Origin of the sequence: Terriglobus roseus, from assembly GCF_900105625.1 — a bacterium.
GTDB lineage: Bacteria > Acidobacteriota > Terriglobia > Terriglobales > Acidobacteriaceae > Terriglobus > Terriglobus roseus_B.
The window spans coordinates 4625340-4638890 of record NZ_FNSD01000001.1; the positions used below are offsets into that span (position 1 = coordinate 4625340).

10 protein-coding genes are annotated in these 13551 nt (G+C 59.9%); all 10 read left to right on the forward strand.

Annotated features, from left to right (window positions below):
- Positions 1-197 precede the first annotated feature (197 nt).
- Positions 198-941 carry a class I SAM-dependent methyltransferase gene (locus BLW03_RS19220; RefSeq protein WP_074655581.1) on the forward strand — a complete coding sequence of 248 codons (744 nt, stop codon included), beginning with the start codon at positions 198-200 and terminating at the stop codon, positions 939-941.
- Complete coding sequence (locus BLW03_RS19225; RefSeq protein WP_074655582.1) at positions 934-1710, forward strand: TIGR04282 family arsenosugar biosynthesis glycosyltransferase; 777 nt, start codon at positions 934-936, stop codon at positions 1708-1710. The genes BLW03_RS19220 and BLW03_RS19225 overlap by 8 nt, the downstream gene beginning before the upstream one ends.
- Positions 1692-3089: a glycosyltransferase family 87 protein gene (locus tag BLW03_RS19230; protein WP_083350665.1), complete on the forward strand. Its 1398-nt coding sequence runs from the start codon at positions 1692-1694 to the stop codon at positions 3087-3089. Before BLW03_RS19225 ends, BLW03_RS19230 begins: the two co-directional genes overlap by 19 nt.
- Positions 3090-3797 carry a glycosyltransferase family 2 protein gene (locus BLW03_RS19235; protein ID WP_074655583.1) on the forward strand — a complete coding sequence of 236 codons (708 nt, stop codon included), beginning with the start codon at positions 3090-3092 and terminating at the stop codon, positions 3795-3797.
- 169 nt (positions 3798-3966) lie between these two features.
- The gene (locus tag BLW03_RS19240; protein ID WP_212733239.1) at positions 3967-5496 is read left to right on the forward strand and encodes a BON domain-containing protein; all 1530 of its coding nucleotides are present in this window, start codon (positions 3967-3969) and stop codon (positions 5494-5496) included.
- Between the two features lie 196 nt (positions 5497-5692).
- The gene (locus BLW03_RS19245) at positions 5693-7684 is read left to right on the forward strand and encodes a peptidylprolyl isomerase (RefSeq protein WP_074655585.1); all 1992 of its coding nucleotides are present in this window, start codon (positions 5693-5695) and stop codon (positions 7682-7684) included.
- 66 nt (positions 7685-7750) lie between these two features.
- Positions 7751-9427, forward strand: a complete 1677-nt coding sequence (malQ, locus tag BLW03_RS19250) for a 4-alpha-glucanotransferase (protein ID WP_074655586.1) — start codon at positions 7751-7753, stop codon at positions 9425-9427.
- A 75-nt stretch (positions 9428-9502) separates the two neighbouring features.
- Positions 9503-10096, forward strand: coding sequence for a Dps family protein (locus tag BLW03_RS19255; protein ID WP_074655587.1), 594 nt, complete (start codon positions 9503-9505; stop codon positions 10094-10096).
- Between the two features lie 144 nt (positions 10097-10240).
- A complete protein-coding gene (locus BLW03_RS19260) occupies positions 10241-11242 on the forward strand; it encodes a VTT domain-containing protein (RefSeq protein ID WP_074655588.1) in 1002 nt (333 codons plus the stop codon).
- Between the two features lie 88 nt (positions 11243-11330).
- Complete coding sequence (locus BLW03_RS19265; protein WP_074655589.1) at positions 11331-13376, forward strand: M1 family metallopeptidase; 2046 nt, start codon at positions 11331-11333, stop codon at positions 13374-13376.
- Positions 13377-13551: the final 175 nt, after the last annotated feature.

Consider the following 13551-nt stretch of genomic DNA (forward strand, 5'->3'; position numbering starts at 1 on the left):
GTCATTTACAACTTCGCTGCACTGATACATGTGTTGATGTAACTGCGTGTCTTTGCGGGTAACACAGCCGCTTTTCGTTGCGAGCTGTGACACGACGCCGGTATGCTGCGAGGCATCGTATAGGTTGACTTCATCTCTGCGCTTGCGCAGGGGTTGGACCACGCGGCCCAGCCGCCTCACCCCCAACGAGGAACGGTATGGCGATCGAGCAGCAGGCAGCAGACGGATTCGGCGGTTGTTGTCTTTCTGACAGTCTCTTTGAGCGGTACAGCTGGTTCTACGCGCTCTGTCGCGAACATCTTTTCCACGATCACACGTACGACATCTCCCATGCCCTCTGGGATGGGGCCACGCCCGAAGACGGAACGCATGTGGTGGAGTTGGGCTGCGGACCCGGCTTTTACGCCTGCAGATTTGCAGAAGAGTTCCCGCAGATTCGCACGACTGGCGTGGATTTGTCGCATAACCTTTTGACCCGTGCCCGTCGTCGCGCCGCACGCAGGAACCTGGCCAACTGCACGTTTTATAACGCGGATGTTCACGCGCTGCCGGCGGCCATGGAACCGGTCCACGACATCGTCGTGTCGCGACTGTTCCTGATCGTTCCAAACCGCGAGGATGTATTACGCGAAATCTTCCGGGTCCTGCGGCCGGGTGGTCGATGTTTCATCGCGGAGCCAGTCAGCGCCATGCGTACGCAGCTACCACTCTCTGCCATGTGGTTGCTCGCAAAGATCACATCGTTCGGTCGCGTGCCGTATATTGAGCCTCACAAGGTAAAAACGATGTCTGCTCCGGAATTTGAAGCACTGCTGCATACGGAACCGTGGGAAAGCGTGAAGATCACACGCCGTGGCCGCTACCAATTTGGCGTTTGCACCAAACCCCTGACCGATCAGAGCTCCGAAGCACGGGCTTCTGCGGAGATCACCGTTGCCTGATTCGTACCCGATCCTGTCTCCTGACAAACCTTCTGCCGCGAACGCTGGCAAATGCGCACTGGCTGTGATGGCAAAGGCTCCACGACCAGGGAAGGTCAAAACGCGTCTCGCTCCTCCATTGACCCTTGAACAGTCCGCCGCGTTGAACACATGCTTCCTACGCGACACCTTCACGAATATCGATTCGGTTGAAGACGCCCAGGGCATCATCTGTTACACGCCGGTGGGCGACGAGGCGATGTTCGACGGCCTGGCGCCCAAAAGCTTTGCATTGATTGCCCAGCGGGGAGATGGCTTCGGCGACCGTCTATACCTGGCGGCGACCGACCTGCTGGCGTGCGGCTTCAGTTCCGTGTGCCTTATTGACTCTGACAGCCCCACGATTCCGTATGCTGCCTTGCAACAGGCCGTCCAAGCATTGGCACAGCCGGGCGATCGCGTCGTTCTGGGTGGTTCGGACGATGGCGGGTACTACCTGATCGGCCTGAAAGCGGCACATGCTGCAGTCTTCGAGCGCATTACGTGGAGCACAGCTTCTGTCTTTGCCGAGACCGTTGAACGCGCCGCTGAAGCAGACTTGGAATTAGTCGAGCTGCCGGTCTGGTACGACGTGGATGACGGCGCAACCCTCCGTATTCTGGCGGCAGAACTACTGGAAGGGAAGCGGCCATTCTTCGCCGAGACCGACGGTTTTGACGCCGTCCGCACACGAGAGTTTCTGCAGTCACTCGCTGAGGGTGGATCGCCGCCATGGCATACCGCGGGTTGAAGCCAGCAGCAGGCGGAGCTTCGTTCTGGCCCGCCAGCGCGCTCGGTACCAATCTGGCTCTGACGCTGCTCGGCTGCCTGATGCTCTGGCTCTCACGTCACCTGGCGTTCGAGTTCAGACACATCGTCTTCGACTACTCGGAGACATCACTCAGCGCCCTCATCACCTTCCTGGGTGCGGCCCTGCTGGTTACGCGGCAACCGGTGAACCGTGCAACCATACCAATCATCCTGGCGTTTGCACTGCTGTGCAGGCTGGTCTTTCTTCTGCCGCCACCGCATCTGTCCAGCGACATCTACCGATACGTCTGGGATGGGATGATGCAGCATCACGGGATCAACCCCTATCGCTACTATCCCGCCGACCCGCACATCGCGGCCTTTCGCGATAGTTCGATCTACCCGCACATTAATCGAAAAGAATACGCCGTCACGATCTACCCGCCTGTGGCGCAGATGTTCTACTTCATTGCCACAGCCTTCTCGGCGAGTCTGACCGCTATGAAGTTGACCATGTATGCCTCTGAGGCCATCACGGTCTATGCGCTCACCCGCATGCTGACGCTCCTTGGGAGCCGACGGGAGCAAGTCCTCCTCTATGCGTGGAGTCCGTTGCTAATCTGGGAGGTTGGTTCCAGCGGGCATCTTGACGCTTTCCTGACTGCGCTGCTGGCGCTGGCCCTGCTCTTCCGTATGCGCAATCAGCCTGTGTTAACTGGGCTGGCACTTGGGGCGGCAGTGATGACGAAGTTTTACCCGCTCATACTGCTGCCGGCACTCTGGCGTCGGCGCGACTGGCGGATGCCGTTGACTGTGGCCGGCGTGATCGCAGCCAGCTACCTGCCGTATCTTTCCGTCGGAAAGAGAGTCTTTGGTTTCGCGGGCGGTTATGTGCAGGAAGAGGGCATCAGCAGCGGATCGCGGTACTTTCTACTGGAACTGGCACACCATCTGCCAGGCCTGTCGGATCTGCCGGCTGTTGCATACTACGCATTTTGCGTTCTGTGCTTCGTGCCGTTGCTCTGGTGGTGCTGGCGTGTCGGCGATTCCGGGGATGGAGTTGCGTTCCTGCGTCCGGCCGCCGCGCTTGGTTTCGCACTGATGCTGCTGTTTTCGCCGCACTATCCCTGGTACGTCCTATGGCTGGTGCCATTCGTTGTTCTGAGTCCTGGCCTCACGATGGGTGTCTACCTCTGCGTGATCTTCTACGGTTTCACGACCATGTGGGCCGAACCTGGAGCGCACATGTACTTCCTGAGCAAGTGGATGTATGGCACCGTCGCGCTTGCTGCGATCCTTGAAGCGGCCTATAAGGGGTGGCTGCATCGCTTCTTTGCTCCGGGGCGGTTCTGGGCCGTTGCGCAGGAGGGTGGGGCGTAGATGCGAGTTTCTGTGATCATCCCCGCGCTGAACGAGGCAGAGTCTATAGGTTTCGTGGTGGGCGAGATGCCCTGGAGTCTGATCGACGAGTGCATCGTCGTTGACAACGGATCGACGGACGATACGGCAGCTATCGCCATCGCCGCCGGTGCTCGCGTTATCACTGCGCCCCGCGGCTACGGTGCGGCCTGTATGGACGGTGCATCGGCTGCTTTGCAGACAAGCGATGTGCTGGTCTTCCTCGACGGCGATGGAGCGGACATTGCAGCGCATATCCCCGACTTGCTCGCGCCCATCGCGCGGGGCGAAATGGATCTGGTGCTCGGGACGCGACTTGGACCACGCCCCGCGACCCTCAAACGGGAGAAGGGTTCAATGCTTGCCTCGCAGATCTTTGCCGGGTGGTTCGTCGGCACATTGCTGCGTCTGCGTTTTCCTCGAAAGCATCGCTACACGGACATGTGTGCCTTTCGCGCAATTCGACGTACCGCGCTGAACTCCCTGGGAATGAAGGAGCGCACCTATGGATGGAACTTGGAGATGCAGATACGCGCGCTGCAGAAGGGACTCCGGATCACCGAAATCCCCGTCGGATACCGCGCTCGCTACGGCGGTATCTCCAAAGTTTCGGGTGACTTCCGGGCAAGTCTGAAAGCTGCACAACGCATACTTGAAGTGCTCCTCAGGGTCACCGCAGAAAAGGTATAAGGAGCCCTCGGCGAACTGCGGTTCTGCCGCCGCATCTTCGCCCCATCGCACCACAACTTCCCGGACAGGATCGCGTCTTATGGAGTACGGGCCGGCCGCACACGACGATCGGCCAGCTTCCTGGACCGGACTACAGTCAAAGGAGCCGAGGCCCGACGGAGTCATGACGATGCAGTCAACGTTTGGATCGCGCCCCCCTGCTGTTTCTCGATTTGCCGGTTCGCTCGCGCTGGCAGCCATACTGCTTGTTCCGGTCGCGTCTGGATTCGCTCAGTCGACCCAGAAGGGGCCCAGCGACGCTCAGGTTGAAGCCAATGTCCTGAAGGCGTTCGCCTCGGACGGAAAGTTGGCAAACCAGCCCATCAATACCTCCACTGTCTTCGGCACCGTTACGCTCTCCGGCTCGGTGAGTGACGAAGCCGCGCGCGACGCTGCCGAGCAGATTGCCTCGCGCACAGAGGGAGTGAAGAAGGTCATCGACCAGCTCACCGTAGGTGCACCGCAGCAGGCGGACAACGATCCTGCAACTGCGAACAGCCTGCCCAATGGAGCTTCCATGCCAGCCTCTCAGGGGGGGCAGATGGTCGCACGTAATCCTCAGGGCAACGCAGATAATGGCAACATGGGACCGGATGCCCAGGCCGTGCAGCAGGGGCAGGCCGCTCTTCAGGACGGTGGTAGCCAGTACGAGCAACAGCCTGGCTACCCGCAGCAGGGGCAGCCCCAGTATTCGCAACAGCAGCCTGGTTATGGTCAACAGCCGGCATATGGCCAGCAGGGCTACCCCCAACAGCAGGGCGGCTACCCACAGACTGGTTATCCAGCTCAGCAGGGCGCACCGCAGTACGGTGACCCGCAGGCAACTGGCGGTTACTCTCCTTCACTGCAGCAACAAGGACGCCTGTACCACCGCGATTATGAGCGCCAGATGGCGGCTCAGCAGGCCGAGCAGCAGGGATACGGCCAGCAACCGCAGGGCTATGCGGCGCCACAGGGCCAGCCCGGTGGTCAGCCTGTCGTGATTCCACAGGGTACGGACGTCGCAGTGCGCATCAATCGCTGGATCTCGAGCGGCGATGCAGGTCCCGGCTCGACCTTCTCCGCTCTGGTCTCGAATGACGTACTGGCAGGCGGCGCGATTGCTATCCCGCGGGGCGCCACCGTCCAGGGAACCGTAATCGACGCCAAGGGGGCGGGTGCACTCAAGGGACGAGGGGGACTGACACTTGCCTTAACCATGTTGGAGCTTGGCGGGCAGCAGATTCCTTTACAGAGCGAACCATTCACCGTCACCGGTCGCGATAAAGCAGCGCAGTCTGTTGGCTCAACGATTGTTGGCGCGGGTGTCGGGGCACTCATCGGTGCCGCCATCGGTCGTGGGACCGGTGCAGCCATTGGAGCCGGAGTGGGTGGAGCAGCTGGTCTCGGTGCATCCGCTGCTTCAGGCGGTGGCCAGGCAACACTGCCGCCAGAGGCACTGCTTCATTTCCGCCTGACGACGCCGGTGCAGGTCGTGACGGTTTCTGAGGCGGAGATGCAGCGTCTTGGCGGCTATGCAGGTCCGGCCAATGCCTACCGCGGTGGTGGCCCCGTACCGTATCCTGTGCGGCCCTATCCGGCAGTCGTGGGTGTTGGCGTCTATGGATATCCAGCACCGTACTACCGCCGTGGCTATTATCGTGGCGGTTACTGGTACTAACCGAAAGTCAGAGTAAAAGGGAGGCCGTGGCGAATCTGCCGCGGCCTTTCTGCGTTCGCCGTTTCGCCGCTCATTTATACTGAGGGGCAGCGCCGCGCTCTGTGCGCTCGCATGGTTGCGCGCTTCGCGTAGTTCATGCGTGTCATGCACGCGCTGGATCGCACTGAGTTCTCTGAAGGGTCTCCGCAAAAAAGCAATGATTCGTGCTCTGCAAAAGGACAACCGTGTAACAAAGGCGATCTTCGCCGTCATCATCGGCGTGGCTACGCTTTCCATGGTGCTGTATCTCGTCCCCGGTCTGTATGACGGCGTGGTCGGAGCATCGACGCCTCCCGGCGTCTACGCCACGGTAAAGACGCCCGGGCTCGTGGGGCGCCTCTTCGGTGAGACCACCGACATCAAGACGACGGAAGTCACGCAGCTGGCACAGTCTCTGGCGCAGCGGCAGAACCTGCCCGCGCAGTACCTGCCCTTCCTGATGCCACGTTTTGAGCAGCAGGCTCAGCAGGTGCTCATCGCTTCGGCGATTGAGATCCGCGAGGCTGCACGCCTCGGGCTGTCCGCGACCGACGCGGACGTACGCCAGGAGCTGCAGACCGGCCAGCTTGGCCAGTTCTTCTTTCCGGACGGTAAGTTCATCGGCGATGACAAGTACAAGGCATTTGTCACAACCCAGCTCCAGTTCCCCAGCGTTGCCGAGTTCGAAGGCAAGGTGAAGGAAGAGATCACGACTCGTCGCCTGCAGCAGTTTGTTGTTGCTGGCGCGACCGTCAGTGACAATGCGGTTCGCGAGATGGTCCGTAAGCAGGGCGTGAAGGTGAAGTTCGACTACGCGCTGATCTCTGCTGCGGATATCGCGAAGACGGTCAACCCGATTGACAGCGATCTTGAATCCTTCTTCAAGAAGAACGCTCCTCGTTACGCCACGGCCGTGCCGGAAAAGCGCAAGATCACTTACGTCCCAGTCACCCTGGCGAACCTTCCCGGCGGCAAGCCGCAGGTAAGTGATGCAGACCTGCAGGCGTACTACAACGCTCACAAGGCGGACTATCACGTCGACCAGCAGGTAAAAGTTCGTCACATCCTGATCGCTTCCTCGAGCCCCGCGACCGACGCTGCCGCGAAGGCCAAGGCTCAGGACCTGCTGACCAAGATCCGCGCTGGTGGCGACTTTGCTGCACTCGCGAAGGCGAACTCAGACGATCCCGGCTCCAAGGGTTCTGGTGGTGAACTCGGTTACGTGAAGGCAAACGGCGCCATGGTGCCCGAGTTCCAGGCGGCTGCGATGAAGCTGAAGGCCGGCGAGACATCGGACCTCGTCAAGACCAGCTTCGGATATCACATCATCAACGCTGAAGCCCGCGACGAAGCGCATGACAAGTCGCTCGCAGAAGTGTCAGGCGAGATCCGTCCGCTGCTCGAGCAGCAGAACGGTGCCAAGGCTCTTGGCGCGCTTGCGCAGCAGGTTGCACAGGAAGCCGCGAAGAGCGGCATCGACAAGGCAGCGGCCGACCACAATCTGAAGGCGATTACGACTGACTATCTGACCAGCACGGACACCGTTGCGGCTCTCCCGGACAGCGCGCAGATGGTGCAGGCAGCCTTCACCGGCAAGAAAGGTGATGCTGCTCGTTTTGCACCCGCGGGTCAGGGAACGATGGTCGTCTATCAGACGGCTGATGTCCAGCCTGCGCATGCACCTACCTTCGCCGAGTGGAAGGACCACGTTCTGGAGGACTACCGCACTGAGCAGGTGCCTGCGATGTTGCAGGCCAAGCTGGTGAAGCTGTCCGACCGCGCGAAGCAGCTAGGCGATCTGCACAAGGCAGCCGCAGAGATGAACGTGCCGGTAAAGACCTCGGATCTAGTCGACCGCACTGGTAATGTGCCGGAGGTTGGCGCGATGAGCGGAGCTGCTTCCGCAGCATTCGATTTGCCGAAGGGTGGCATCAGCACCGCTCTGAACAATGGTCAGAACGGCGAAGTCTTGCAGATCGTCGACAAGCAGGAACCCTCTGCCGAAGAGATCGCGAAGAACTTCACCACGCAGCGCACGGCTCTGTTGGAACAGCAGCGCGGTCAGGTCTTCGGCGTCTACATGCAGACGCTGATTGATGAATATACGAAGAAGGGTGCAGTCCGCGTCATGGCAAAGCCCGCTCCGCAGACGCTGCCCATGGGCAGCTAACGCTGGCTTCTTCAGACTGCAGTAGAGAACTCTGGCCGGGCGCATTTTGCGTTCGGCCTTTCTCTTTTGAATACCGAGCAAAGACCGCCGCTCCATTGCATCGTGTTTGCGCATCACACATTCGACATGATCTCTGAGCGGCTCTCCGGCGTACTACTTCACGTGACCTCGCTGCCTTCGAATGGCGGCATTGGTGACTTTGGCCCTGCGGCCTATGCCTTTGTGGACTACCTTGCGCAGGCCGATCAGCGTCTTTGGCAGGTGTTGCCGCTGAACCCGGTGGGTTATGGCAACTCGCCTTACTCTGCACTGTCCGCGTTCGCGGGTAACCCGCTGCTTATCAGCCTGGAAGAGCTGCAGAAAGCAGGCTGGCTCTATGCGGGCGAGGCCGATGGGCTCGCCGGGCCCAATGGTCCCGTGGATTTCGGCCGCGCCATCACCGAGAAGATTCCGCTGATCCAGCGCGCCGCGCGCCGCTTCCTAAAAGGCAGTACCAGCCAGCAGTGCCAAGCCTTCGAAAAATTCCGTGAAGCCAGCAAATCGTGGCTGGTGGACTACGCACGCTTCATCATCCTGCGCAGGCAAAACAACTACGTTCATTGGAACGAGTGGCCGACCGAGCTCGCTGCGCACGATCCGGAAGCACTGGCGCAATTCGATGCAGAGCATAGTGAAGACCTCGAGATCGAGTACGCTACGCAGTTTTTCTTTACAGAACAGTGGACCGCACTCCGCGCTTTCTGCACCACGCGTGACATCCGGGTCATGGGCGACATGGCAATCTTTGTCTCGTACGATTCGGCAGACGTCTGGGCCAACAAGGAAATCTTCGATCTCGACGAGAACTACAAACCCATCGCGGTTTCGGGCGTGCCGCCGGATTATTTCTCGGCTACCGGACAGCGTTGGGGCAATCCGCTCTATCGCTGGCGCTACCTTGAGCAGCATGGGTTCGACTGGTGGGTCGATCGTGTGAAGCGGCAGCTCGAGCTCTACGACCTGTTGCGTCTCGATCATTTCCGCGGCTTTGAGGCCTACTGGCGGATTCCCGCGGAAGAGGAAACCGCGATGAACGGGGAGTGGGTTGAGGCTCCGGGCTTCGCGCTCTTCGACCGGCTCAAGTCGGTTCTCGGCGGCTCGCTACCCTTTATCGCGGAAGACCTTGGAGTCATCACGGATAAGGTCGACAAGCTCCGCTGCGACTTCAGCATGCCGGGCATGCGCGTATTGCAGTTCGGATTCTCCGGTCGTGGTGCGCACCTTCACTTGCCGCATAAATACGACCGGAATACCGTCTGCTACACCGGAACGCACGACAACGACACGACCCTGGGTTGGTGGCAAAACGCTGGCGAGGCTGATCGCAAGAATTTACTGACTTACCTTGGTCCGCTTGCTCATCCGAATGACGTGGTGTGGGCGATGATTCGGTGTGCGGAGCGCTCCGTCGCGTCGATCTGCATTATTCCTTTACAGGACCTGCTGCACCTGGGGCCGGAAGGTCGCATGAACACGCCCGGTGCGCCTGAGAATAACTGGACCTGGCGCTTCCATCCTGAAGCTCTGCATCCGGATATCAGCACGCAGCTGCGTCACATTACGGAAGAGTGCGATCGCGACGCCTACATCCCGGAGTCAGCCGCACAGGAGATCGCCGCGATGCCGTCGCCACCGGAGGCACTCGCGGACCAGACCGGCGAGCAGCAGGGAACGAGCGCGGAAACGATTACGTCGGCGGCTTGATGCAGTGGGTTGACGAAAGAAACCAGCCTGCAACACCGGGCATCTCATGCTTCACAGGAACAAGGAGAAAACACGATGGCAGTCGCAATCAAGAAGCCCGACACGAAGGACATGAGCACACCGCATTGGCACGAGAAGGCAAACGAGATCCAGAAATACGGCACGGTGACTCAGGATTTGCCGCTCGGCCTCAGCGCAGAGGTTCGCGCGAAGTCCTGCAAGGCCCTGAATCAGCTTCTGGCGGACTCCATCGCCCTGCGCGATATGTATAAGAAGCACCACTGGCAGGTTGCCGGTCCTACCTTCTACCAGCTTCACCTGCTGTTCGATAAGCACTTTGAGGAGCAGGTCGAAATCGTCGACACGATCGCAGAGCGTGTTCAACTCCTGGGCGGCGTCACCATCGCTATGGGCGGCGACGTTGCGGAAGTGACGCAGATTCCGCGTCCTCCCCGCGGCAAGGAAGAGGTTCCGGTACAGATCTCGCGCCTGCTGGAAGCGCACAAGATCATCATCAACGATTGCCACAAGATCGCGAAGGAAGCAGACGACAATGGTGACGACGGCACGAACGATCTCGCCGTGTCGGATGTTCTTCGGGCGAACGAACTGCAGGCCTGGTTCATCATGCAGCATCTGGTCGACATGCCGCTGGTTCACGCCAGCTAAGCAGGGATCAAGCAGAAAAGCAGGCCCGCCGTTCTCGGCGGGCCTTTGCTTTGTAAGGCGGGCGGACTCCAGGCCTGTCCAAAAATGCTCGCAAAATGAAGCGAAACCAGTTACTAATTCATCTACAGAGCAGAGTCCCTCGCTATGCCTATCGCCCTCGACTTTTTCGTGCATTATGCCTATGGCATCCTCTTTCTCTGGGTGCTTGTGGAGCAGCTTGGGGTGCCCGTTCCCTCGGTGCCGTTGCTGATTGCGGCGGGAACATTGACGGCGACACACCGAATCCACGCTATCCCTGCCATGTTTGCCATACTTCTGGCGTGCGCTGTCTCGGATTCTGTCTGGTATTTCGCTGGAGTCCGTTACGGGGCAAGAGTGGTGAAGCTGGTGTGCCGGCTTTCGATGGAGGCTTCCGCCTGCGTCAAGAAGACGGAGAGTTCCTTTGGCAAGCATGGCTCAACCACTTTATTGTTCGCGAAATTCATCCCCGGCCTGTCGACCGTAGCGCCGCCCATCGCGGGACAGACCGGCATGAGCTACGGCCGCTTCCTGTTCTTCGATCTCGTGGGCTCCCTGATTTGGTCTTCGGCGTACGTTTTTGGCGGCCGTTTCTTTGGTGACATCGCCAAGCGCTACTCGCCTTTCTTCCACTTCCTTGGGCACTTCGGCGTCTTGCTCTTCGCTGCGGCGATTGTCTTCTTTGTGCTCCGCCGGATCTGGCGGCAGCGTGAGTTCCTGAAGAATCTGAAGGATGCGGGTATCACCGGGCCTGAACTGAACGAGATGCTCCTGGCGTCCGAGGAGAACCACACGCGCGCGCCGTTCATCGTAGATTTGCGCCACCCGCTGGACTATCTCCCCGATCCCCGCGTGCTCCCGGGCGCCATTCGCATCAGCCCCACGGAGCTCGAAAAGCATTGCGATCTTCTGCCGCGCGATACGGACGTCATTCTCTACTGCACCTGCCCGAACGATGAGACGAGCGGGACCCTGGCACAGCGCTTGCAAAAGCTGGGCGTCCATCGTGTCCGTCCACTTCGCGGTGGCTTCGAGGGATGGCGCGACGCCGGCTTGCCGCTGGTCGAATACGACGCGACCAAGCCACACGAGACCGCTCCCGAACTGGTGGAAGCCGCCGCAGCATAAGGCGCTGTCGCCTCATGCTGATGGAGTGACTTGCTAAGTTGCTGGCTCGCTGCTCTAGTAGAGACACACCTCTGCTTCAGGAGCTTTCATGCCACACCCGTGTGCCGTGCGCCGCGCGCTTTTCGCCGCTGCCGCCTTTGCTCTTTCTGCAACTTTTGCAATCGCACAGCCCCCTGCTGGGCAGCCGCGCCGTCCCCAGCTTCCGGATACCGGCGGACGTTCCGCCACTTACGATCCGCTCAAAACCTTTGCGCCCTTCACCATGCCGGACGGAGCCAATAGCTACCGCAGCGGCAACGGCGCTCCTGGCCCCGCCTTCTGGGCCAACCAGGCGGACTACGAGATGCACGCGTCCATCGACGCGGCAACGCAGACGCTGACCAACGATGAGGTCATCACGTATACCAACAACAGCCCGGACACGCTGAACAGTCTCTGGCTGCAGGTGGAACAGAACACCTACCGTACGGACAGCCGCGCACGTTCCTTCGCAGGTGGCAGTCGTCGTCCCGGTGCGGACCAGTCCTCGGAAGGCACGATCTTCGAGTTAATGGAATTGATGGGATCCGGGAAGAACGCAAAGGCAGAGAAGGCCACGTACGTCCTCAGTGACACACGAGCCAGGATCGATCTGCCCGCAGGTCTGCCGCATGGCGCCCAGATTAAGGTCCACATCAAGTATCACTACAAGGTTCCGGGGCCATGGGGAGGCCGCACTTCCGTCGGCAAGTCCAAGGATGGCTACGAGATCTACGACATCGCCCAGTGGTACCCGCGTATGTGCGTCTATGACGACATCCGCGGATGGGACACGCAGCCGTTCCTGGGCAACGAGTTTTACACAGAGTTTGGCAATTACGACAACTACATCACGGTGCCGGCGAACATGCTCGTGGCTGGCTCCGGTGTCCTGGTCAACGAGAAGGATGTCCTGACCAAGGCCGAGATCGATCGCCTGGCACAGGCTCGTACCAGCGATAAGACCGTCATGATTCGCACCGTTGCAGAGATCAAGGACCCGGCAAGCCGTCCGAAGCAGGACGGCACACTAACGTGGCACTACCACATGGACCACACGCGCGATGCCGTCTTCTCGGCTTCGGCGGGGTTCGTCTGGGACGGTGCAAAGATCAATCTGCCCGGTGGCAAGACGGCTCTCTCCCTCAGCTTCTATCCGGCAGAGTCCGCAGGCGAGGAAGGCTGGGGCCGCACCACCGAGTACGCCAAGGACACCATCGAGAACATGTCGCATGACTGGTACAGCTACCCCTGGCCCGTCATGACGAATGTCGCCGGCTTCTCGTCTGGCATGGAGTACCCGGCGATGGTCTTTGACGGGATCAACTCGAAGAACAAGGGCCTGTTCGTCGTCACGGCGCACGAAGTCGGACACACGTGGTTCCCCATGATCGTGCAGTCGAACGAGCGTCGCGATGCGTGGATGGACGAGGGCTTCAATACCTTCATCGACATCTACGAGAGCGATCAATTCCAGAAGGGTATCTGGGGACCGAAGCGTGACGGCGAGTACGCACCGGGCGGCGGCTATCCTGCCGACGAGATCGCAAAGGTCATCGCCGACCCCGAAGCGCCGGTCATGCTGAGCCGCGCAGACGCCATCCGCGAGAAGTACCGCCACCCCATCACCTACTTCAAGTCCGCAGAGGGACTGTACATTCTGCGGGAGGAGATTATGGGCCACGAGGTTTTCGACCGCGCCTTCCGCAAGTACATCAAGGACTGGGCCTTCAAGCACCCCACGCCCAGCGACTTCTTCCGTGCCATGGCAAGCGAAGGCGGGGAAGACCTGGATTACTTCTGGCGCGGTTGGTACGCCAACAACTGGACAATGGACATGGCAGCCAAGAACCTGAAGTGGGTTGACGCAGCCGATACATCCAAGGGTTCGGTCGTGACCATTGTGCAGAACGGCCAGCTCGTCATCCCGACATGGGTTGAGGTGAAGTTCGAAGACGGTACATCGATGAAGACCAAGCTGCCTGCTGAAACGTGGATGCAGAAGGCGACTTATGACATGGCCATTACGTCGCCAAAGAAGGTCGCATCCGTCGTCATCGACCCTGATCACCGCGTTCCCGACACGGACCGGAGCAACAATGAAACAAGGCAGTAACTGCCTTCAGTCCGACGAGCCAGACGCAGCGGTCATACCAGCCGCTGCGTTTTGCTTTCTGCTACTCGAGTGGCAGCTGGCCGAATGCATCGGCAATCCCCACTCTAAGGAAAAAGAAACAAAAACATCACGTCATATTCCCCTTGGCATGGCTAAGCTGTTCGCACATCAAGCA

Coding starts and splice junctions, on each gene's coding strand:
- BLW03_RS19240 (WP_212733239.1), top strand. CDS start 3,967: ATGCAGTCAACGTTTGGATCGCGCCCCCCTGCTGTTTCTCGATTTGCC.
- BLW03_RS19230 (WP_083350665.1), top strand. CDS start 1,692: ATGGCATACCGCGGGTTGAAGCCAGCAGCAGGCGGAGCTTCGTTCTGG.
- BLW03_RS19235 (WP_074655583.1), top strand. CDS start 3,090: ATGCGAGTTTCTGTGATCATCCCCGCGCTGAACGAGGCAGAGTCTATA.
- BLW03_RS19220 (WP_074655581.1), top strand. CDS start 198: ATGGCGATCGAGCAGCAGGCAGCAGACGGATTCGGCGGTTGTTGTCTT.
- BLW03_RS19245 (WP_074655585.1), top strand. CDS start 5,693: ATGATTCGTGCTCTGCAAAAGGACAACCGTGTAACAAAGGCGATCTTC.
- BLW03_RS19255 (WP_074655587.1), top strand. CDS start 9,503: ATGGCAGTCGCAATCAAGAAGCCCGACACGAAGGACATGAGCACACCG.
- BLW03_RS19265 (WP_074655589.1), top strand. CDS start 11,331: ATGCCACACCCGTGTGCCGTGCGCCGCGCGCTTTTCGCCGCTGCCGCC.
- BLW03_RS19260 (WP_074655588.1), top strand. CDS start 10,241: ATGCCTATCGCCCTCGACTTTTTCGTGCATTATGCCTATGGCATCCTC.